15 protein-coding genes are annotated in these 22,924 nt (G+C 40.0%); 9 read left to right on the forward strand and 6 right to left on the reverse strand.

Translation table 11 applies throughout. The features are described 5' to 3' along the window. Positions 1 to 35 precede the first annotated feature (35 nt). Complete coding sequence (locus IEX80_RS08865) at positions 36 to 1,808, forward strand: tetratricopeptide repeat-containing sensor histidine kinase (RefSeq protein WP_188832677.1); 1,773 nt, start codon at positions 36 to 38, stop codon at positions 1,806 to 1,808. Here the strand turns inward: IEX80_RS08865 and IEX80_RS08870 are convergent. Then, the gene (locus IEX80_RS08870; RefSeq protein WP_090526719.1) at positions 1,803 to 2,444 is read right to left on the reverse strand and encodes a response regulator transcription factor; all 642 of its coding nucleotides are present in this window, start codon (positions 2,442 to 2,444) and stop codon (positions 1,803 to 1,805) included. The genes IEX80_RS08865 and IEX80_RS08870 overlap by 6 nt on opposite strands. A 208-nt stretch (positions 2,445 to 2,652) precedes the next feature. Between IEX80_RS08870 and IEX80_RS08875 the strand changes: the two genes are divergently transcribed. The 4 genes from IEX80_RS08875 (at position 2,653) to IEX80_RS08890 (ending at position 9,421) form a co-directional block, all read left to right on the forward strand. Then, a complete protein-coding gene (locus IEX80_RS08875; protein WP_188832678.1) occupies positions 2,653 to 3,072 on the forward strand; it encodes a hypothetical protein in 420 nt (139 codons plus the stop codon). Between the two features lie 735 nt (positions 3,073 to 3,807). After that, positions 3,808 to 7,047: a SusC/RagA family TonB-linked outer membrane protein gene (locus IEX80_RS08880; RefSeq protein ID WP_188832679.1), complete on the forward strand. Its 3,240-nt coding sequence runs from the start codon at positions 3,808 to 3,810 to the stop codon at positions 7,045 to 7,047. A gap of 27 nt (positions 7,048 to 7,074) precedes the next feature. Further along, complete coding sequence (locus IEX80_RS08885) at positions 7,075 to 8,508, forward strand: SusD/RagB family nutrient-binding outer membrane lipoprotein (protein WP_176627574.1); 1,434 nt, start codon at positions 7,075 to 7,077, stop codon at positions 8,506 to 8,508. Positions 8,509 to 8,530: 22 nt separating this feature from the next. After that, entirely contained in the window at positions 8,531 to 9,421 is an 891-nt protein-coding gene (locus IEX80_RS08890; protein ID WP_176627575.1) for a BT_3987 domain-containing protein, read from the forward strand. Positions 9,422 to 9,664: 243 nt separating this feature from the next. Here IEX80_RS08890 and IEX80_RS08895 read toward each other — a convergent pair whose 3' ends face one another. Further along, the gene (locus IEX80_RS08895) at positions 9,665 to 10,888 is read right to left on the reverse strand and encodes a CehA/McbA family metallohydrolase (protein WP_188832680.1); all 1,224 of its coding nucleotides are present in this window, start codon (positions 10,886 to 10,888) and stop codon (positions 9,665 to 9,667) included. Between the two features lie 220 nt (positions 10,889 to 11,108). On the opposite strand from IEX80_RS08895, the gene IEX80_RS08900 reads away from it, so the two are divergent. The 3 genes from IEX80_RS08900 to IEX80_RS08910 all read left to right on the forward strand — a co-directional run bounded on the left by IEX80_RS08900 (position 11,109) and on the right by IEX80_RS08910 (position 13,448). Then, the gene (locus IEX80_RS08900) at positions 11,109 to 12,044 is read left to right on the forward strand and encodes a DUF5996 family protein (RefSeq protein ID WP_176627577.1); all 936 of its coding nucleotides are present in this window, start codon (positions 11,109 to 11,111) and stop codon (positions 12,042 to 12,044) included. A gap of 168 nt (positions 12,045 to 12,212) precedes the next feature. Next, positions 12,213 to 12,947 carry a hypothetical protein gene (locus IEX80_RS08905; protein ID WP_188832681.1) on the forward strand — a complete coding sequence of 245 codons (735 nt, stop codon included), beginning with the start codon at positions 12,213 to 12,215 and terminating at the stop codon, positions 12,945 to 12,947. Positions 12,948 to 13,199: 252 nt separating this feature from the next. Next, positions 13,200 to 13,448: a hypothetical protein gene (locus tag IEX80_RS08910; RefSeq protein ID WP_188832682.1), complete on the forward strand. Its 249-nt coding sequence runs from the start codon at positions 13,200 to 13,202 to the stop codon at positions 13,446 to 13,448. On the opposite strand, the gene IEX80_RS08915 is transcribed toward IEX80_RS08910, so the two are convergent. The 4 genes from IEX80_RS08915 to IEX80_RS08930 all read right to left on the reverse strand — a co-directional run bounded on the left by IEX80_RS08915 (position 13,449) and on the right by IEX80_RS08930 (position 18,393). After that, a complete protein-coding gene (locus tag IEX80_RS08915; RefSeq protein ID WP_188832683.1) occupies positions 13,449 to 14,003 on the reverse strand; it encodes a hypothetical protein in 555 nt (184 codons plus the stop codon). A gap of 310 nt (positions 14,004 to 14,313) precedes the next feature. Next, a complete protein-coding gene (locus IEX80_RS08920; protein WP_188832684.1) occupies positions 14,314 to 14,685 on the reverse strand; it encodes a VOC family protein in 372 nt (123 codons plus the stop codon). 122 nt (positions 14,686 to 14,807) lie between these two features. Next, positions 14,808 to 17,372 carry a DUF7133 domain-containing protein gene (locus IEX80_RS08925; protein ID WP_229701568.1) on the reverse strand — a complete coding sequence of 855 codons (2,565 nt, stop codon included), beginning with the start codon at positions 17,370 to 17,372 and terminating at the stop codon, positions 14,808 to 14,810. Between the two features lie 163 nt (positions 17,373 to 17,535). Continuing rightward, the gene (locus IEX80_RS08930) at positions 17,536 to 18,393 is read right to left on the reverse strand and encodes a 3-keto-disaccharide hydrolase (RefSeq protein WP_188832686.1); all 858 of its coding nucleotides are present in this window, start codon (positions 18,391 to 18,393) and stop codon (positions 17,536 to 17,538) included. Positions 18,394 to 18,740: 347 nt separating this feature from the next. Here IEX80_RS08930 and IEX80_RS08935 point away from each other — a divergent pair, with 347 nt between their 5' ends. Then, positions 18,741 to 22,826 (forward strand): hybrid sensor histidine kinase/response regulator transcription factor, encoded by a 4,086-nt coding sequence (locus tag IEX80_RS08935; RefSeq protein ID WP_188832687.1) that lies wholly within the window; start codon positions 18,741 to 18,743, stop codon positions 22,824 to 22,826. The last annotated feature ends 98 nt before the right edge of the window (positions 22,827 to 22,924 follow it).

The following is a 22,924-nucleotide window of genomic DNA, read 5'->3' on the forward strand; positions in this document are numbered from 1 at the left end:
AATTGCTATCTTTAACCGGGACCAAAAACCCGGACATGAAATACCCTTTGTTTTTTCTGCTTATTTTGGCTGTAATTCCGTGTTGCGGTCAAAATATTGACAGTTTAGAAAAGGTTGTTTTCAGCAAATCACCCATACAAAAACGCTTAACCGCCGCTACTCAGATTGCCAACTATCCGGCTGAAAAAAATCCGACTAAAATCATTATAGTTGCAAAAGAAGGATTGAACCTTGCACATAAGCTAAACAATAAAAAAGCAATTACTTTACTATCGCAAACTTTAGGAGAAGCTTATTTCCAAACTAACCAATATGATTCCGCATCATATTATTACAACCTTGCCGCGGTTGCACTCAACAAAATAAATCAACAGTACATTTTAACCGATGGTTACTACAGGTTAGCGAAAGCGTATGTAAAATTAAAAAATCATAAAAAAGCGCTTGAATTTTGCATGCTGGCAATTTCGTATGCCCAAAAAACCGGCGACCGTACAGAATTGATAGAAGCTTTAAACCTGGCCGCAACGTTATATGAGGCAAAAAACAATTACCGGGAGGCCTTAAATTACTCCAGGCAGGCTTTCGACATAAACGACTCTTTAAACCTTGCCCGGCAAACAAATGAAAACACCTCTGAAGCCTACAGCCATAAATTTATGGGGGATGTTATGGGAAGTATTAAACCAAACGATTCAGAGCAGGAAATTTTAAAAATCATCGATGTCAAAAAATCATTAAATGATACCCTTGCGCTTTCAATTAACTATTTTAACCTTGGCGTATTGTATAAAAACAAACGGTTATATCTACAATCTCTCGATGCATTAAAAAACAGCCTTCAGTTTGCCACACAAATAAATTATGCAGATATGCAAAGAAGCGCCACAAATGAAATAGCTGATTTGTATGAGCAATTGGGCGACTATAAGCAATCGCTGATTTACTTAAAAAGGCATGCAGCAATTAAAACCTCAGGCAACAGCACCATTGATGAACTACAGGCAAAATACGAAATAAAACAACGTGAAGATCAGGTACTGCAACAACAATTTGAAATAACAAAGCGTAATTACTGGATGGCGGGTATCTGTGTTTTTATACTTTTAATGTTCTTTACAGGCTTTTTTTACTATAAACAAAACAAGCTAAAACAGCGCAATATGGCTATGCAGGCTATAATTGCAGCTGAAGAAAGTGAAAGGCAAAGAATTGCCAGGGATTTACATGATAGTGTGAGCCAAATAATATCGGCGGCAAAAATAAACCTGTCAGTTATAGGCAGTGAATTAGCTTTCATAAACGAAGAGCAAAGAACCCGTTTTGAAAAAGCAATTAACCTTGTTGATTATGGATTTAAAGAGGTAAGAACGATATCACACAATATGATGCCCTGGACACTTCATAAAACAGGGTTAGCACAAGTAATTAAACAATTTATTGAGAATATCAAGAACAATAATATTGCAATAAACTTTTTTTGCCAGGGATTTGATTCGCCGTTTGACGATACCATCGAGATCATTTTATACCGGGTATTACAGGAAAGTGTAAACAATGTAATGAAGCACGCTCATGCCGACAGGGTTGACATTTCACTTATAAGAAGTGATGAAAACATCAGCCTCACTATTGAAGATAATGGCATAGGTTTTGACGCAACCAATCCTGATATTTTTAAAGGCATGGGCTTAAACAATCTAATGTCGCGGATAAATTTTTTAAAAGGCATGGTTGAATTTGATTCGCATCCTAACAGGGGCACACTTGTTTCTATTTATATCCCACTCACCAATAAACCTTTATAAGTTATATTGCATGATAAACCGGTTAAGCTCAACCGGATTTTTCAGATTAAGCTTTTGCATAATATTTTTACGGTGTGTTTCAACAGTATAAATACTTAAGTGAAGATGATCGGCCATTTGCTGGTTGGTAAAATTCTGTTTTATAAATTGTAAAAGTTCAGTTTCCCGCTTAGTAAGCTGGAACTGCTTTAAAAAAGGATCTGGTTCATTAGGCATGGAATTAACAACCGGCTGCTTGCAGGGAAAACACAGTTGCCCTTGCGCTACGGAGCGCATTACCTGTAATAGTTCCGCCTTTTCGGCATTTTTGAACAAGTAGCCGTTAGCTCCTTCAGCTTTTGCTTTTTCAATCAGGTGCTCCTCATTGTATGTAGAAAGCATGATTACCTTAATTTTAGGATAGTAGTCCTTTATGCGCTTAAGTACGTCAAACCCGTTCATACCCGGCATATTGATATCAAGCAATACCAGATTGGGCGTTTTGGTGTGTAACGAATGCAATAACTCCTTACCGTTTGCTGCAATACTTATTACCTCTATATCCGGCTCTCCCTGCAACAACATGTGTAAACCGTTTATAAATAAAGTATGATCATCTGCTATTATTACTGATAATTTTTCCACGGTGCTTTCCATATAATAAATTCACTGTAAATCTATATTTTATCTTTATTTCATAAAATACCAACTGATTTGTATTGTGCATCCCAGCCTCTGTTCATAAAATTGTTCTACCGAAACAAACTTAAATAAATGAAAAGCCATCGCACATCTTATTTATATGAATTACGCTTACCCGGTTACTGTATCCAATATATACCGAAATCTATTAACAGAAAAAGTGATGGAATACTTTATTAGCACATTTATAATAATGCTGATTTGTATAATCGCATTATTGCAGGATAAATCTTATGACAACGGGATAGTTTTACCAAGGCCTCAGAGCAAACTTCCAGACCGAAGAGAGTACCGGCTACTTAAATATAACAAAGCCCCTCACTTTGTTTCGGGGATATCCCCTCAATTACCTGTTAGTGAATATGAACCTCAAACAGATGCATTAGCGACATCATCAACAGCCAGGCTCGTCTATCCTTCAAATTTTAACGGGACAACAGTATTACAACCAAAGCCTAACCCAACTATGCAATCAAATACTGAAAAAGATACAAATGTCGCAAACGCTTTTTGCTCACAATGCAATTTAAGCTTCTTCGCTCCTGCCTGCAACTATTACAAACAATCCTTTAAGGTTGCATAACCGGCAGATGACAACTTCATGGCAACGGATATTTGCTACCTGACAATTAATGAAGTAATTAAGCTGCATTGAAGTGCTAAGTGCCGCCCCCATTTTTAGTAAACCACAAAAATTCGATTAATTGGGGTACAATCAAAATACCTTGCTATCACAGTTTGACAATTAAATTCTTTTTAAACATTTTATTTAAAAACAGAATCCGACAAAAAATAATAATATATACAGAATACAAAATCACTAAAAACCTAACAGTCAATTAATTAAATATTCACAAAGGCAATTCGGGTATTACAAGCAAAAGCTTTCACCAATTATTTTTTTAATATTCAGCCATTTGTCACTTTCTTTTTACAAAAAATATTATTATTTTTAAAAAGTAAACTAAAACGTTTTTCTCAAATGTATATTTAGTTTTTAAATTAAAAAAAAGAACACGCTTTTTCAATTATTACTTACATATCTCATTAATATTGACTTTATAAAGTAATATTTCACGTCATTTTCCATAAACATCGTGGCAACCGCCTCAAAAATTAAAATTCATATAGATTTTATATGAATTTCATATGAAGAATTCAAAAAAAACCACATTTCACTTATTTTGCATTAACGTTTTATCAATTTTTTTATAAATATTTTAATATATGCAAAAAACTTTAAAATTTTTTTAACTTTTTTTTCATTTTATTACAAAAATTGTAGTTTTGAATATTAACTAAAACTGATTTTTTAACAATGAAAAAACTCCTACTCGCAAGCTGGTGTTTGTTCATGCTATTTATTAGTGTGGTACATGCACAAAACAAAACGGTTACCGGCCGGGTAACTTCAAAAGACGATGGACTACCGCTGCCAGGCGTGTCCGTAAGAGTTGTAGGTACCACGCTCGGTACACAAACAAATGCAGATGGTAAATTTTCTTTATCTGTTCCTGCCTCTGCAAAATCTTTAGGCTTTAGCTTTATTGGTTTTACATCTCAAACTGTTGAAATAGGTTCGGCTCCCTTAGATGTAAAATTATCAAGCAGCGCTAACAAATTATCAGAGGTTGTTATCTCTGGTGCTTACGGAACAAAGCAATCATCACGTTCTGCATCATATGCGGCGCAAGTTGTAAAGTCCGAAGAATTGAACACTATTAGGCAGCCCAACATTAACAATGCCTTAGCTGGTAAAGTAGCCGGTATACAAGTTCGCAGTCAATCAGCTGCCGCCCTGGGCCGTAGTACCAATATTAGACTACGCGGTGCTGTTGGTTTTGGGAGCGGTAACAATCCGCTTTATGTAGTTGACGGCACTATTTTACCTAACTCAGATGATCTTAACCCTGATGATATGGAATCGGTGAGCGTACTGGAAGGTCCTGCCGCTTCAGCACAATTTGGTTCACAGGGAGCATTTGGCGCTATCGTTATGACCACCAAGAAAGGAAAAAAAGGTCGTGGCATTGGACTGGAAGTTAACATAGGAGCCAACTTTGACAAGGCCTACATCATGCCTAACTACCAAAACACTTATGGAGGTGGTGCATCTGCCGATTTTATCCAGTATCACTGGAAAGATGGCGATCCGGAGGGCTGGAAAGCGTTAGATGGTAAATACTATCCGGACTATACAGATGATAGCAGTTGGGGCCCCAAAATGGTTGGTCAGGAATATATTCCATGGTATGCATGGGCAGCCGGCACCAAATACTCGTTCAAAACCGCGAAATGGCTACCACAACCAGATAATGCGAAAGACTTCTTTCAAACCGGTGTAAGCTTGAACAATAGTATTGCATTTAGCAAAGCTGGGGATGACTACAACATCAGGATGTCATACAATAACCAAAATGTACGCGGTATAGTGCCTGAGACCAAGCTAACTAAAAACATATTTAACTTAAATGTTAACTATGACCTTAACAAACATTTTAGTGTAGGCGCAAATATTAATTTTGTAGGCACACAGCTAAATGGCCAGATCAGTGACGCTTATGCAAGCGCGACCAGCGGATCATTTAACTCCTGGTTCCACCGTGATTTGGATATGGGCATCATGAAAGAATTACAGGACCTGAAATCACCTGATGGAACCTATGTAAGCTGGAATCACCAAAACCCTAATTCTTACGATGCTTCAAACCCATCGCAGTTTTATGCCGGCAACTATTGGTATAACCCATATTTATGGCAAAAACAATGGCAAAACCTCAATCAGCGTGACCGTTTCTACGGACTTATCTATTTCCAGTATAACATCATAAAAGACCTGAGTTTTAAAGTTACCTACCGCCGTAACCAAACCAATACCTGGAACGAAGGAAGGATCTCTTCAGAAATTCAGGCCAGTGGTACCCAAACCGGTCAAAAAGCCGCTTATGGCACTTCCAACACATATTCAAACCGCGAAAACTACGAAACCTTACTAAGCTATAATAAGCAGATAAAAGATTTTCACATTAACGCAAATGCAGGTTCGGATATCTATAATTGGAGTTATAAAGATGTTTCGGCCAGTACCCAAAATGGGCTAAGTGTGCCGGATCTTTATACTTTATCAAACTCGGTAGATCCTATCGCATACGGTAACGGCCGTACGCAGGAACAATACCGCGCTTTATTTGGCAAAGTTTCGCTGGGTTACAAAGCAATAGTATATGTTGACGGAACATTACGTAACGACTGGTATTCTACCTTACCTTCAGCCAACGGCGCCAACTCTGTATTATCAAAATCATTCGGTAGTTCATTTGTGTTCAGCGAATTGCTTCCCGAATTTAAAGACTGGTTAAGCTTTGGTAAGGTAAGGGCATCATGGGGCCAGATCCCGCGTGCCTTAAGTAATGGTACTGAAACATTTGGCGCTTACGTAAATAACACTGTTTATAACGTAGCAGGCAGTAAATTCAATGGCTACCTTTTAGAAGCCGGGCCAAATAACTTTGTTGATCCAAACTTACATGGAAGCACAACAGAAACAACTGAAGTTGGCTTTAACCTTGGCTTTTTTAACGACAGGCTGAACTTAGGGGCTACCTATTATGCGGCAAAAGACAAGGATTTTCCTACTTCTCTAAGTGTAAATGCTGCCAGCGGCGTATCATTCATTCAAACCAACGTAGGTTCGATCAAGAGAAAAGGCCTTGAATTAATGGCAGGCGGTACCCCTATAAAACTACCAAATTTCAGTTGGACTATTAATGCAAATTTCGCTCAGCTGATAGATAATACGGTAGTAGAGATCAGTGATAAATATGGCGTTAACAGGGTAAATGTTGCAGGTGTTTGGGGTTCAGACATGCCTTTGCTCATCAATCAAAAGGGTAAATGGTGGGGACAAATCTATGGTAATGGTATCAAACGTAATTCTAAGGGAGTTCCAATCCTTACTTCGTCAGGCATGTATATAAACGATCCTAACGTGTATTTCGGAAGCGCGCTACCAAAATATACAGGCGGTTTGCAAAACTCATTTAGCCTATTTAAAGATTTTGTCCTTAATGTTAATATCGACTATCAGTTTGGCGGTAAATTCGTATCCCTTTCAAACAGGTGGGGCCAGTACAGCGGTTTAACTGCCAATACCGCAGCGCTTAATGATAAGGGCTTATCGGTACGTGACCCTGTTGCTGACGGTGGCGGTGTTAAAGTTAGCGGTGTTGATGCTAACAACAATCCGGTTACATACTATGTTGACGCGAAAGCATATTACCAGGGCTTAACCAACAACAAAACTTACGACCCGTATATCTATGACCTTACTTTTATTAAACTTCGTGAGATAGCGTTTGGTTACAACCTTCCTATCAAAAAATGGGGTTTAGGTAAAGCGTTGCAGTCTGCAAGATTTGAACTAACCGGCCGCAACTTATGGCTGATGTACGCAAAATCTAAAGATTTCGATCCTTCAGAGATTACCGCAACAGAAGGTGAAACAGCGCAATACCCCGGCACGAGGGGCATTGGTTTTAACCTGAGAGTAACATTCTAAGATTAACGGATATCAGAGAGAAAAAAAATGAAAAAGATATATTTATATACCATATCAAGCGCACTTATTTTCTTAGGTGCCGGCTGTAATAAAATTAAAGACTTCGGTGATGTTAATAACAACCCCGGAGCAACAGTAACACCAATTCCATCGGCTCTATTATCGGCTGTGGAAGCAGGACTTGGGGGGTACGCCTCCACCGGAACAGAAGCCATCAGCGGCGGTCAATATGCACAGTATTTTACCGAAACGCAATATTCTGGTACCTCTCTTTATAATTTACCACAAAACTCATTTACCGGCAACTATGGAGGTAACTTAAATAACCTGCAGATCATTGTTAGGTTAAACCCTAATAAAAACATGGTAAACGTAGCTAAGATCCTTCAGCAATACATCTTTTGGGTTGTTACTGATTCATGGGGAGATGTACCTTACAGTGAAGCATTACAGGGTTCAGCGAACATATTGCCCAAATATGATACCCAAGAGGATATTTACAAAGGCATGCTCACCACTTTAACAACTGCTATAAACTCGTTTGATTCATCACCTATATCAGGCGACTTGATCTATGGTGGCGATGTAGCCTCATGGAAAAGAATGGCAAATTCACTCAAATTACTCATTGCCGTTCAGATGTCGAAAGTTTCAAGTGTAGCAAGTTTAGCTTCAGCGGCCGCGAAAGAGGCCGTTGCATCGGGAGTTATAATCGGTAAAGATCAAAACTTCGTAATTAAATATCCGGGAAGTTCATACAAAAGTCCTTGGTGGAACCTCTATAACGGCAGAAAAGATTTTGCTGAATCAAAAACACTAACTGATTACACAGCAAGTACAAACGATGCCCGTCAGGCCGCGTTTGGAGGCGAAAGCGAACAACCAGGTAATCTTAATACATCAAGTGTTGGAGTACCTTATGGTTTAGCACGCTTAGCGGTAACCGCATTTACCGATGCTAACCCAAAATGGGCGCGTGTATTGCGTGGTGACTTCAGGCTTGAAACCGGAACCGTTGTATTGATCAGCGCAGCTGAAACGTGGTTAGCAAGAGCTGAAGCAGCTAATTTAGGCTGGGTCAGTGAAAGCGTTAGCGACGATTTCCACAAGGGTTTAACCGAATCGTTTGCGCAGTGGGGCGTTGGTAGTGTTCCTGAATCTTTCGAAAGTCAGTTTAAGATAACAGCTGGTCCGAGCATCGACAATATCAAAAACCTGTCAATTCAACGTTGGGTGGCAAGTTATCCTGATGGCCATATGGCTTGGAATATATGGCGAAAATCAGACTATCCGAAACTTACTCCTGCCCCTGATGCAACAAACGCTTCCAAGCAAATTGTTCGCCGATTCGTGTATTCTACAACTGAATACAGTACAAACAGTGCAAGTGTAAACGCCGCGGTAGCAAGATTATCAGGAGGTGACACTCAGGATTCACGTGTTTGGTGGGACGTTAAATAATTAATTAAAATTAACACACAAGATGAAAAAGAACATTTCAAAATATTTACTTCTTGCCTGTATCGCATCTGCAATCGCTTTTTCAGGCTGCCGGAAAGAAACTGTTGCCGACAAGGTTACAGGGCAGGCTATGGACAATGGCAAGTCGTTCATCGGATTCCCTGACGGACTTGAACAATCCCACTTCTTTGATCCGTTTACCAACATTAAGACCGTTGATGTATTTTCGATCAAACGCGATGCAAAAAGCACGGCGGATTTGCAAAAAGATCAAACTGTGGTTTTGAAATCAATCCCCGATGCAATCACTAAATACAACGATGATAATGGCACCGAGTATGAGTTACTGCCAACAAGTCTGTATACAATAAGCAGCACCAAAGTTACTGCCGGAACTTCAGGAAACCTTAATGCTAAATTTGCTCCCGGGGATTTCCAGAACTATTTCACTATCAAATTGGATGGAAGTAAGTTTGATCTGACCAAAAAATATGCGCTTGCTTATATAATCAGTGACGCTGCCGGTTTAACCGTACATGCTGAAAGCAAAGACACTTTATATGCTTTCTTTGCTATTAAGAACAAGTATGACGGGGAATATCACTCAACCGGAATCTTCCACCATCCTGTAAACGGCGACCGCGCAATAGACAGGGATAAAACCCTTACTACAGCTGGTGCTACAGCCGTAAGCACAGAAATTGGTGATATCGGCGGATCAATGACCCTGACCGTAAATGAAGCTACAAATGAGGTAACTGTTTCTGGTAATGTTAGTGCAACCCAACCGTTATTACCTGTTGCCGGAAAGAAAAGTACTTACGACCCTGCCACTAAAAGCTTTATATTGAATTACAGATATCCAGCCGGTACGGGCGACCGTGTTGTTGAAGAAACTATCAAACACAAATAATAAAAAATCAAAAAAGAGCCGTTTTGCATTGCATAATGCGGCTCTTTTTATATCCTGTTACATCACATAATTGATGACATACTGACCTTATTAAACTAAACAAATCCGTATTGAATTGGGGTTTTAATAATTATTATAAAACACCAACACTTTTAACTGCAGCTTCGTTCTTTTAGTTAATAGTTACTACAAGAAACCGTACACAGTAAGCTCGTGTACGGTTTTCCCTATTATATTCGGTTGTCAGAAATTCGGATCAAAATTAAAACAGATCGGGTTTGACAATCCTACCATATTACAGCTCAGTGCTGCTGATTGCGGCACCTGAGGGTAAGGCGTAGACGGCCCTTCAACCGTAACCCGGTAATAAGTACGGCCGGCTATTGCCGGTGTATCGGTAAATTCAATCATGGGCATTTTTCCTTCCATTTTAAAAGCACCAAACGGGTTGCCGTTTTTTACTACATTGATAGTGTAGGTAGTATCCTTTATACTGTTCCCGGTTAACTGAACTTTAAATTTAACCGGCTTACCTGTTGCCTTCACATTATCACCCATCATCATATCCATTTTATCGTCGCCATTTAAATCAGCATAAAACTCAACACGGGGAGCATATGGGTTTGAACTTATAGATACCCGTCCGTTGGTTAAGGCGTCAATAACAGCTTGCTTAGTACGTGCAGTTGCAAATACCCAGGTAGTAGGCGTTCCTGCATAATTGGCTTTAGCCTGGTAAGTATTAGGGCCTGGTTTTTCATCCCCTACAGGCACGCCGTGATGTGCATCGCTCCCTCCCCTGCCGGTTAGCTTTCGGCCCGATGACAGCATATCATCCCAGATCATGATCGCATTGGCATTTTTTGACCATATGGCCGAATTCCATACTTCGATAGAATTAACCATATCATACGAATACCCAAAATGATCTTTACCGCTGGGATGGTTTGCCGACAGGTGAATACCAAGTTTATTTTTTATGCGCCCCACCACAGTATCGCGCTGATCGCGCACGTCAAATAACTGTTGATGATCATAAGGCCTGGCCGAAAAGGCGTTGCCATGGCCTCGGGTAGTTGTCCATTCGGCAGCGTAAAGCAGCAATACCGAATCTGATTTAAACTCCGGATCAGCCCAGGTATTGTGGGCTATGTCGCCTTCTACATGATTATCGTGATCGGTAATAGCCAGGAAATCGATCCCTGCCAACTTGCAAAAAGTAATGATCTTGCTGATTGAATTATTTGACGACTCCTTGCTATGCCTGGAGTGCATATGCAGCTCGCCTTTAAGCCAGACACCCTGACTGAGACTGGCCGGCGGCGGCAGTGTGCCCAGCGGTTTGGGAGCCCAGGGGTTTACATGGGCCGATTGCCCCAATGCCGAACCGCTGATGCAGCCCGCAACCATAATTATTAAACCGGTTTTAATTAACAGTCCAATGTTCCTGTTAGTGCTTAGTACCATAAGTAATTTTGTCGATCTTTTATTTTGTAATACTTTCGGCAGCCAACTTAGCCCACTCATGTTAGCTCACCGTTAACAACTGCAAATGATATAAAAATGTGACAGTGGAGCAAAAATTGAGATATCCGCTTTAATTTTTATTTGACTGAAAATTAAAGCTAACATCCCGCAAAACATTTGTAATTTAGGATTACGCGATTTAACTCAACAAATTATACCTATGAGCAACCCGACAACAACACGCTGGCCCAGGCTTGATTACCATGATCTTAAAGATACCCTTGCAAGTGTTCATATGTGGACTCAAATCATTGGTAAGGTAAGATTAAAACAAATGCCCTGGATCAATCATTCATGGCAGGTAACCCTTTATGTAAGTTCAACCGGTCTAACTACCGGAAGTATGCCATTTGAGGGCGGCGTTTTCCAGATAGATCTTGATTTTATCAGTCATACCCTGAATATATCCACCAGTACCGGAGAAAAACGATCGTTTGAGCTCGGTACCGGAAGTGTGTCCGCCTTTTACAGTTCCCTGATGGACAGCATTGCTTCAGTTAATGCAAGTGTAGAAATATATGCGGTGCCGAATGAAGTGGAACCGGCTATTCCTTTTGCCGAAAATCATACGCCATGTAACTATAACGCTTCCATTATGCATGATTACTGGCAGGCACTGGTAAGGATCCATAATGTTTTCACAGAGTTCAGGGCCGGGTTTCAAGGGAAAAATAGTCCGGTACATTTCTTTTGGGGAGGATTTGACCTGGCGGTCACCCGCTTTTCGGGCAGGCCCGCACCAAAACATCAGGGCAGCGTTCCCAATATGCCCGCGATAGTAATGCAGGAAGCCTATTCGCAGGAGGTGAGCTCATGCGGCTTTTGGCCGGGTTCGGATGCTTTCCCTCATCCCGTTTTTTACGCATATTGCTACCCGACTCCGGAAGATTTTGCCACACAGCAGGTATCGCCTCCCGAAGCATTTTACAGCGGGGAAATGGGTGAGTTTTTATTGACCTACGAAGTTGTTTCCCGATCGGCCGACCCGGAAAGGACTTTGCTTCAATTTTTACAATCCACCTATGACGCCGCGGCTAAAACGGGAAATTGGGATAAAGATCTGCAATGCGATTTGTCGGCGTTAAAGAACGCGTGAGATAAAATATTGAGAGGCCAGAAAATCCTAAAACAACAGAATTTATCGATACCGCTGTTTAACATTTTAGCAGTTATCGTTTATTACAATTTAATAATTCAATAATAATATAATATTTTTTTTGCAACTCGATATATAATAATACCTTTGGAAAAAAACCTATTCCAAATGAAAAAAAACCTATGTATTGCATTCATTCTTTTAATTTGTGGATGCTCTAAAAACCCATCTAATCATCCAATCGCGAACGACGCGAAAAAAACACAAAATCCTTTCGGAATAACCTCTTCAGGCACCAATGAAAGTGGGGCGGACAGTTTATCTAATACTAACAAAACTGAAATAACTAAGCGCGTATCAGTTAACAGTATTTCATGCGCCTTATCACAAGTAGGAAGCACTACTCATTTTTCACCAAGTTACTATACAGTAATTGGCACGTTCCCTTCTTCGTCTTCATTTCCATCAGTTGTTGTTCCTAAAGGTACATGGCAAGCAGGAATTTATGCCTTTAACAACCAAGGCGACGGTAACCTTGTAGTTTATGTCCATTCAACAGGAAAAGTATTATGGGCCAGCAACACAAGTAATAAACAAACCAGATTAGATCTACAAAATGATTTAAATCTCGTTTTGTATCAAGTTAATGGGCCTCCTGTTTTTGAATCACAGACATATTATTTCAAATGTGGATCTCAAAATCCTCAAAATACTCAATTGGTGCTTACCGTTGACGGAGACCTTGCCATAATTGCTGATGGTGTAAATGGAAATGGTTCTCTTTCTACTGTAAATTTAGCGGATACACGTACCTTTGGCGGAGCTACAAGTCCAAATTCGGGCAGCTTCTTTAAACTTTATACTACATCTCCCGGACCGGGAACATATCCTTTCAAATACTGAAACATACAAATTTTATTGTAAGATTGGAAGGCCAAAGGCTTATGGATATAAAACTCCATAGGCCTTTAGCTTTTATTAAAAAATATTTAATTGTCATTCCTTATTGCCCATCGAATTAGAGACAATAAATAATCCAAAGAAATAAAATCTTTAAAACAATATACTCGTTTCTCACTGCATCAATTAATCACATTTTCCATTTGTTTTTATCTCGGCAATAATTTAACTTTATTTAGCAATAATTATTTGATTATGAGCCAATTTCCAGATCCTGACGAAACCCCAACCCCTGAAGAAGACAGTGGAAATATCCCTGACATCTGGGATATCAAAACATCAGGCAAGGGCCGTGTGGGCAGATCAGACATTAACCTGGATGAGGCCATGCCTTGTGCCGAAGACAGCGAGCCTTATTTGGAAGGGGATATAGGTACACCCGGTTTATGGGATGATAACGACCTGTCATCGTCTGATCAGGCGGATTATCTGGGAGCGGAGTAGTCAGGAAGCTATAGTTGCAATAGCAAAAGCTATCCCCATAACTATGGGCGAAAAAAATATTGCCCGTAAACAAAGTACGTAAATATTCCATCTATAATCGTTTTTCTTTGTGTTTTGCTCAATCCGTTCCTGGTAATTGATGATCTCAACTTTGTAAAACCTCAGGATCCTTTCATCATCAGCAATATCCTTATGGAAAAATGCCTTATCAAAGTATACTTTGGGATTTGTACCTGGCAAAAGATATTCACTTGGGGTTAAGCCTTGCAGTACAAACATTAAACCTACTATCAAAAAATAAAAGATTCCTACAATTGCTGTAAATAACAAACTATCCAAGTGAGGTGTATCCTTCCATTTTCCGATAGCATAAGCCACAAGACCAATTAAAACACCTGAAACCAGGGTTAATAATCCGTTTGATCGTTCATAAATACCCTTTGCCGTTTCTATGGTGTAGTTATATGATTTTTCGGCCTGTTCAAATATGAACTTTGCATCTTCCAGGGTCAATTTATTGAGCCATTCCTTTTTTTCCTGCCAGAAGTTTTCCATATGGATACTTTTAACCTAATTTAAACTAAATCTGGCGTAATTCATACAAAATCAAGCAAATAGATATTAAAACATCCACTTAAAGCTTATTAAGTGCCGGCAGAGTAATGATCAAGCTACGAGATTAATTAAGCAGGTTTAAGAGGCAAAGGATATTTTTATCCTTTGCAAAAGGTGTACAGATACTGAGCGGACTTTCATTGATGTTTAAGCGTTACGCGCCGTTTTCGGCCTTGATATTATCCTCGATCAGTCGGAAAATCGGTTGGGAAATAAAAAGGCATTAATGCCTGCAATGGAGCTATAAGAACTAAAGTTTATTAAAAAATTCACCAAAATGCCAGAGGATTCCGGAAGGGTCATGTAAAAAACATTCCCTACCCCATTGCTCTACACGGATTGGGGTTAATCTTACTCCGGCATATTTTGCAGGCAGATCAAGAGCCAGCAACTCGTTCCAGTAGCGGGCAACATCATCAACTTCCAGAAACAACATGGTGTTATCTATCCAATCTTTAACATATGCGTTTTGAAGATAAAATGCCAGCTGACCTGTCTTGAACACCGACATATTAGGATCCAACACAACCTCCTCAAAACCCAGGTCACGATAAAAACTGCGAGAGGTTTCAAAATCTTTTGCACCGATGAACGGCCTGAGTGATATAGCTTTGTGTTGCATATTTGTGGCTTTAGATTTCGACCTGCAATCTACGTAAACATAACGCAGATTGCAGGTTAATTAGATACCAAGATACTTCATGGCCGTCGATTTTCAAATAACTAATTAATTCGCTTTTAATGTCAATTTTTTTGCTGAGATAGAAAAGTAACCAATGAGGCAAATTCATCATATGATAATGCATTGGCAAGCCCTACAGGCATCATAGATGTTTTCAGTTCCTTCCTGGTAATCACATCGCTGGATTTAATGGTAAATACATCTCCGGTAATGTTTCTCATCACTATTTTTTGGGCAGACTCATCTGTAATAAATCCCATATAATTTTTATTTCCTTTAGCTGTGATCATCACCGTGGCAAATCCCTGCGAAATAGAAGCGCTGGGTTTTAGGATGGATTCGGCAATTTGCTGGCGGTTCATGATAGATCCTATCTGTCCCATAAACGGCCCTTTTAATTTTTCGCCACGGGTAAGGCTATGGCAGGCTACACAACCTTGCTGCGTAAAGAGTGCCCTTCCTTTCTTTGGATCTCCTTTAACTTTGGCTAACATCAACATCACATCTTCAATAGATGAATTACCGATCTGCCCTTTTTTGTTCAGGATCTTTGACAAATCTACTTTAACCTCTTTTGTTGGAACACTTTTTTCTTCACCGCCAAAAGCTGTAATTCCCATTTGGTGGCGCTCATTCAGGTCGGCATAAAATTGTTTGTCCGCAGCGCCTGCTTTGCTTCGTTCAAGCGTCAGGAACTTCTCGATACGAGCCGAGCCTTCCCAGGTTATACCTTTGTAAATTGGGCCATGTGAATCGGGCCGGGTTCCCCACCACCAGGATGCATCATAAGGAGCTTCCTGCTTATAAAGGCGTGCCAGGGTTACCAATATTTGTTTCTTTATTTTTACATCTTTGATTTTAGGGTAAGCAGCAATCAAACCATTTACCGCTTTAGTATCGTACATATATCGCAATGCCCATAATGCTAATGTTGAATTGGTAGTTCCAATTGCACCAACGCATGCATCAACCGCATTCATGCTTACAAGTGCCCTCACAGCCAGGTGGGGCAGTATTATGGCCGAATTGGGTGTGGCGTGCGGCCCTTCGGTATTTTTAGCGGGCGCTGCAAAACTTGCAGGAACTTGTGTTTTAAGTAATTCAGAAGCTGCGTCTAAACGGCCAAGACGACCCAAACCTATAATTGCCGCAGCCTTCACGCGCGGAGACGGATCTTTCAGCCCGTTCAAAAAGGGAGCTATTGGCACTTGTGCTATTCCTTCTTTCCTGTCTGTTAAGGCTCGTAATGCAAATTCCCTCAAAGCATTATCCTCCGTAAGTTGTACAAGGTTAGCTATTCCGCTCTCCCGGGCAATTTGTCCGTAAGTAAAAAGAGCAGCCACCCGTGCATATAAAGCAACACTTGCATCTGATGCTACGGCAAAAGCTGCCTTGCTGCTTTCGTCAGCCGGTCTTGTAATAAGTTCCTGTGAAGCATTTAATCTCGCCACTGCGCTTTCTGATTTTAACATATTGGCCAAATCAGCTACGGCCAGCGCTTTAACATCAGGAAATGCTTTATAGTTCCATCCATTAGGTATAGCCCTGATAACATAGCCCTTTGATGCACTACCCGAATATCCCGCGCCATCCCAGGCCGAAAGATAAAGCCGCCCCGAACCATCAACATCCAGATCAGTGATCTGAGGTAGTTCAATAAACGGTTCCTCAGTTTGTTTAAAACTGGCACCATCTGGTTTTACCCTATTTATATAAAGTTCGCTCCGTCCCCAGTCTGCCGTCATAGGTACATGGTTATATTTTTCGGGCCAGGTAGGTTCATCCATAAATAGCGAACCTGTGCCTGAACCGCCGCCCAAATCAACCAGGGCGGGCAGAATCTCATCTGTAAAATGCTGAAATAATAAGGGGTAACCATATTCGCCCGATTGAATATGATGCGAAAAACGGATGTTCCATCCGCCGCCATCATTGGTATTGTCTCGGGTAAATACATTCATGTACGGATCTATGGCAACATCATAAATATTGCGGGTACCATGAGTATAAACCTCCATTTCTTTGCCATTAGGCCTTACCCTTATAATGCCGCCGCCAAGCATGGTCAGTTTTTTACCATCGCGGTCGGTAGCATCATGAAAGCCGAAATCGCCAACAGCTATGTAGATCCATCCATCAATCCCCATACGGATGCCATTAGTAGCATGGTCTGTTCCGCGTTCAACCAGCATGTGAGCATTACTCAGGTGCTCGACGAGTGGTTTTGGCGGCCCGTCGGCTATGCCATCATGATCTTTATCTTCAAAAACTTCAAGGATCATACCGGTCGCCTTAAGAGTTTCTTTTGAAAAAACTGTATGGAGCACAAAAACCTGGTCGCCCATGATGAGTATACCGCGCGGATCATCAACATCAGCAAAATCTGTATGCTTATCTAACTTGCCATCATTATCGCTATCGATAAGTTTAATTATCCGCCCTTTCCCGGGATCTTTACCCAGCGAACCAATCATATCAACGCCAACAAACACCTCGCCTGTGGCAGCCACAGCTAAACAAGCCGGACTTGGTGTAAGCTCAGGTCCGGCAAACCTGGTGATTGTAAAGCCGGCTGGCCAATGGAGCGAATCGCTCTTAGAATGACTTTGTCCTCGTATTGAAGCCAAAGTATTTGATTTAGTGGGTCCCGCTTCGTTACTGTGGATATTTGCAAAATATTTGAACGTCAAAATGAAAGAGAAACAGAGGAATAGGGTTAAGGAAAACTTTAACATTGTTATTTTTTAATTATACAGGTAAAAGGCAGTCAAATTAGTCTTTTTATTTTATTTATTGTTTAGGAATCCGTTTCTCAGCGGTCAACTGCTTAATTACGTCGGCTAATTTCTGAGGATCATGCGCGTATTTTTCAAGATTAACAATTTCAACTTTCCTAAACTCAACTGGATGGCTTTCGCTTTGCAGGGAAATTGTACCGCTTTTTAACAACGCACCCTCCTCTGCGCTGCCAACGGGATCTAATTGCGGACGCTGATAACGTAACACTTCTTCTCCGTTTACATAATGTACCACCAGCGAATCGCCCAAAACAAGGGCCTCCACCCTAACCCACTGATCGCCATGAAAGGTTTCCGATTTTGAATCCAGGCAATGACTTTTAACTACCGAGTTATTTAAAACGTACTGTGTACTAGGGGTGCACACGTTCGCCGTCGGCCGTTTATCTTTACCATTACCGCCCAACAACTGAACCTCAATGGATATTGGAAAATCCTGGTCTACCTTCATAGTTTTAGGATCTTGCCCATGTATCATAATTCCGCTGTTGCGGAACGCCCATCCGGGGCCGCCTTTTACCTGGTTACCTGTGAAACGATACTCTACCCCTATCAGGTAATAAGAAAAAGGCTTTTTGTAAAACAAGTGCCCAAACTGGTCATCAAATTTTTCATATTGATCATAACTTACCTGGATCTTATGATCAACAACCCTGAAGGTGTTACCAAAATTTTCATTTAATTGATGTTTCCTGATTTTAACAGTCCAATCCGTTAAATCCTTTCCGTTAAAAAGCTGTTCCCACTTAACTTTCAATTTTGGATCCGGGCGTTTAAACGCCAGTAATATGGACAGGCTTATTAAAAATAAAACACTCGGTGTTGAAAGAATGAGTCCACGCTTTATCATAACATATTTTTTTATTATCTAACTATTAGTTTATTGCCCGAAAAATAAAAAAGCAGATTGCTACATAGGTTTAACTGGCTGCTGATCAAAAATGCAATAATAGAATTAGAAAAAAAGGGGGTAAAGCCCTAAATTTAAGGGGGTAAAATAAATTGCCTGTAAAAATCAAGATACAGAAAACTATCTGGTAGTATAGAAGCAATTAACTATAGACATATACTCAAAACAGCACCATGAACACTACCCCTGCCCTTGCTTTGTAACATTATCACTTGGATTAAAAAACAAGACACTTTTGTAAATCAATTTGATATTTTTACTTACCAATTATTAACTAATAATTTATAATGCATAGTAGGATAAATAACGTCTTAAATCCGAAAATATACTTTAGTTTCCTGTTCCTTTTCGTTTACCTAAATGTTTTTGGTTTCACAGCCGGGCAGCCCGTGCGGTATCTTGGTATCGAAAACGGACTATCTAATAATGCGGTTACATCTCTCTACCAGGATCAATATGGTTTTATGTGGATGGGTACTTATGATGGCTTAAACCGGTATGACAGTGATGAATTTAAAGTCTACAGAAACGAGTGGAACAACAACAAATCCCTCCCATACAATCATATAAGTGCCTTAAATGGTGTTGGTAACAAAATATTGATAGGCACACAACGCGGGCTTGTTTTTTATAATTACCCCAACTCTTATTTCTATCCGGAATATTTCCGGGAGCACAACAGCGGGCACCGGTTAAAAATAGCTTCAAATATCAATGTTATTGTAACCGGTAAGGACAGTAGCATATATATAGGATCCGATGAGCTGGGATTATTGAGATATGATAAAACCAGGAAACTTTACCTGCAAACGGGCCTTACCAACCAATATAATTATAGTGTAAAAGCATTATGCCTCACCCGGGCAGGAGTTTGGGTATTTGTAAAAAACCGCGGACTGGGTTTATACGATCCAAAATCTGATCGTATAAATATCATCAATACTCAACTTTACAGTGCCAGTTGCCTGCTTTCAGATAAAGCGGGTAACCTTTGGATAGGCACCGAAAACGGCTTGTTTATATTTAACAGTAAAACACTAGCTATCAAGAGGTTTAACCAGACTATTGATAAACTTACAAGCGATAACATATCCAATTTAACTCTCGACGAAAAAGGTAATATCTGGATAGCTACCGACGGTGGCGGCATCAATATTTTAAATACAGATAGTGGCAAACTCACTTTTATTACCAATGGTAACAAAGCAGGTTCATTGCGCAGCGGGGCTGTTACCGCGGTTTATCATGACATGGAATCAAGAAAATGGATAGCAACCCTGCGCGGCGGGGTTAGTGTCGTAGACAACTTTAAAAAGCCGTTCGCACTTTTTAACAATGATCCCTTCAATAAAAACAGCGTGATCAACAATTTTATCCTTTCATTTTGTGAAGATGAAAAGCATAACCTATGGATAGGCACAGATGGCGGCGGGCTTTCTTACTGGGACATAAAAAATAATTTATACACCGGTTATACTCATGCATCAACCGGTGGGGGCCTGAGTACCGATTTTATCGTGAGCATACTTAAAACCTTCGATAATAAAATATGGGTGGCTTCTTTCAACGGTGGTATTGACCAGTTTAGCAAAGCTACCGGCAAATTCAAGCATTACAACTGCTATAATACATTAACTCAAACAACCGATAGAAACCTATGGAAACTTTTTGAAGATTCCAGGCACCATTTATGGGCAGGTACTACCAGGGGCGGCCCATTGTATCTTTATAACCGAAAAAATGACCGCTTTGAACTATTTGATGAAAACCTCGTTAACATACATGCTATATTTGAAGACAGTAATGGAAACTTGTGGGCAGGCAATTACACCCGGCTCATTAAAATAGATACCGTTAAGAAGGCTCATCATTTTTTTAATGTGGGTTATGGCATCAGAACCATAGCGGCTGATAATTCAAATCATTTATGGGTTGGAACTGAGGGTGGTGGATTGTTAAAATTCAACCTTCCTGATATGGTCCGTGTGAGGTATACCAAGGCCAATGGTTTGCCGGGTAATTCCATCCTTAATATCCTTATCGACAATAAAGAAAACCTATGGTGCAGTACTTACAATGGTTTAAGCAGGTTTTCCCCGGCAAAAAATAAGTTTACAAATTATATTGTTTCTGACGGTTTGCAAAGCCTCCAATTTAATTACAACGCGGCTATCCGGCTTCAATCGGGCAATATGGCCTTTGGAGGGATTAATGGATTTAACATTTTTAATCCCGACAGCATACAGGTAGCAGACCATAGGCCCGATCTTCGCATTACCGGCTTGAAAATTGACAATTCAGAAACCGATGGCTCCAGCGAATTGCTCAAAAATCAATCTGTAGCGGATCTTAAAACAATCCGGCTTAATTATGAACAGGCTGCGCTTACCGTTCATTACACGGCGCTCGAATATTCGTTTCCGGATAAAATTGAATACGCTTATTATCTTGAGGGATGGGACCATGGGTGGAACTATGTGGGCAAGACCAAATCTGCATATTACACTCATTTAAATGAAGGCAATTACAGGCTAAGGATCAAAGCTACAGACACCCGGGGAAACTGGATGCCGAAACAGATCAGTGTTAAAGTTATTGTGTTTCCGCCATGGTACAGAACGTTGTGGGCCTACGGGGTATACCTGGTTATTATCTTTGGGATAATGTACCTTTATTTCCTATACCGGGTAAAGCAGGCAAAGCTTAAATTTGAAATTAACCTGGCTAACTTAAATGTTGAAAAGGAAAAAGAACTGAATGAAAAGAAGCTCGCTTTTTTTACCAATGTTTCGCACGAGTTCAGAACGCCGCTTACGCTGATCATTAATCCTATCAAGGATCTGCTTGAGAAAAACAAAAGCCATTCGGACGAGCTAAATACGGTATATAGGAATGCCCGGCGCTTATTAGGATTGGTAGATCACCTACTGCTGTTCCGCAAAACTGAAAGCGAAAACCCGCAGTTAAATATAAGTGAGATAAATTTTGTGCGGGTATGCGAAGAGGTATTTTCCTGCTTTGCACATCAGGCTAAAATCAAAAACCTGAATTTTAACATTGAAACAACCAGCAGGAATATTACGGTATTTGCCGATGTCGAAAAAATAGAGATCTCATTGTTTAACCTTATTTCGAACGCCGTTAAGTTTACACCAGATCACGGCACCATCAAGATTTTTGTGGAAGAAGATGACACACATGTTTACTTTAAAATAACAGACAATGGTATTGGTATCAATACCGAAACCGGCGATAAACTGTTTGATAAATTCTACCAGGTAAAGGATAATAATTACTTTAAAAAGGGTTTCGGTATCGGTTTGTACCTGGTTAAAGTATTTATTGATTGCCATAAGGGCACGATAAACTATTTAAATAATAAAGATGGCGGAACAACCTTTACCTTAAAGCTATCAAAAGGAATAAAACACTTTTCGGTAGAGGAGATAAATATTGTAACAGCTCCTGACTATAATTTTGTAAATGACCTTATAGATCATGACAGCAAAGATTTGGTTGAAGAAAATAATGAATTGCAGAAGCTTGAACTGTTTAGCCAGGAAAAGCATACCCTCGTTGTTATTGACGATAATGAACAGATCAGGACATATATCAAAAAAATATTTTTTGCCGACTATTTAGTTCTTGAAGCAAAAGATGGAACAACCGGTCTTGAGTTGATTAAAAAATACATACCAGATCTGATCATCAGCGATATTGTAATGGACGGAATAAACGGGTTGGATTTATGTAAAATGATTATGGATGATGCAGCCATAAAGCATATCCCGGTTATTTTGCTCACCGGCGATACCACACCCGATATTATGGTTAAAAGCCTTGAACAAGGCGCAATTGACTTTTTGCGAAAACCATTTGATAAAGAATTGCTCACAGCAAGGGTTAAAAGTGTGTTGAGGAATAAAACCAAACTTCAGCAATATTTTTATAAGGAGGTTACGAAGGAAAACATAGCCATTAATATTTCGCGGGAAAATAAAGACCTGCTCAACAACTGTATTGCTGTTATTGAGCAAAATTTCAACAGCGACAATTTTGATGTTTATGCCCTTGCCGATGCAGTCGGCATTAGTTATCCAACATTATTTAAAAGGATCAAAAGCACTACCGGTCAGTCTATCAACAACTTTATCAGGTTTGTTCGCTTGCGTAAAGCCGCCGAGCTCCTGATCCAAACCAATTGTAATATCAATGAGGCGGCAATACAGGTAGGTATCAGCGATATCAAATATTTCAGGGAACAATTTCACAAACAATTCGGCGTCAATCCATCAGAATTTATCAGAAAACACCGGGCAAATTTCCAGGTCTCCTATCGCTTAAACGAGTTTGAAAAACCTCCCGTAAATTAAATATCAATGGTGCAAAATTGGGAAGAAGAAACATCAGCTGTCTTAAAAAAGAAGAACAACCTTGAACATAATTTTCTCCCCCTTTAGTTTATGGTTTT

The sequence above is a fragment of the Mucilaginibacter rubeus genome, assembly GCF_014643835.1.
Classification (GTDB): Bacteria; Bacteroidota; Bacteroidia; order Sphingobacteriales; family Sphingobacteriaceae; genus Mucilaginibacter; species Mucilaginibacter rubeus.

Excerpts from the sequence above, each read along its gene's own strand:
- IEX80_RS08865 (WP_188832677.1), top strand. The coding sequence starts at position 36 with ATGAAATACCCTTTGTTTTTTCTGCTTATTTTGGCTGTAATTCCGTGT.
- IEX80_RS08870 (WP_090526719.1), bottom strand. The coding sequence starts at position 2,444 with ATGGAAAGCACCGTGGAAAAATTATCAGTAATAATAGCAGATGATCAT.
- IEX80_RS08875 (WP_188832678.1), top strand. The coding sequence starts at position 2,653 with ATGGAATACTTTATTAGCACATTTATAATAATGCTGATTTGTATAATC.
- IEX80_RS08880 (WP_188832679.1), top strand. The coding sequence starts at position 3,808 with ATGAAAAAACTCCTACTCGCAAGCTGGTGTTTGTTCATGCTATTTATT.
- IEX80_RS08885 (WP_176627574.1), top strand. The coding sequence starts at position 7,075 with ATGAAAAAGATATATTTATATACCATATCAAGCGCACTTATTTTCTTA.
- IEX80_RS08890 (WP_176627575.1), top strand. The coding sequence starts at position 8,531 with ATGAAAAAGAACATTTCAAAATATTTACTTCTTGCCTGTATCGCATCT.
- IEX80_RS08895 (WP_188832680.1), bottom strand. The coding sequence starts at position 10,888 with ATGGTACTAAGCACTAACAGGAACATTGGACTGTTAATTAAAACCGGT.
- IEX80_RS08900 (WP_176627577.1), top strand. The coding sequence starts at position 11,109 with ATGAGCAACCCGACAACAACACGCTGGCCCAGGCTTGATTACCATGAT.
- IEX80_RS08905 (WP_188832681.1), top strand. The coding sequence starts at position 12,213 with ATGAAAAAAAACCTATGTATTGCATTCATTCTTTTAATTTGTGGATGC.
- IEX80_RS08910 (WP_188832682.1), top strand. The coding sequence starts at position 13,200 with ATGAGCCAATTTCCAGATCCTGACGAAACCCCAACCCCTGAAGAAGAC.
- IEX80_RS08915 (WP_188832683.1), bottom strand. The coding sequence starts at position 14,003 with ATGGAAAACTTCTGGCAGGAAAAAAAGGAATGGCTCAATAAATTGACC.
- IEX80_RS08920 (WP_188832684.1), bottom strand. The coding sequence starts at position 14,685 with ATGCAACACAAAGCTATATCACTCAGGCCGTTCATCGGTGCAAAAGAT.
- IEX80_RS08930 (WP_188832686.1), bottom strand. The coding sequence starts at position 18,393 with ATGATAAAGCGTGGACTCATTCTTTCAACACCGAGTGTTTTATTTTTA.
- IEX80_RS08935 (WP_188832687.1), top strand. The coding sequence starts at position 18,741 with ATGCATAGTAGGATAAATAACGTCTTAAATCCGAAAATATACTTTAGT.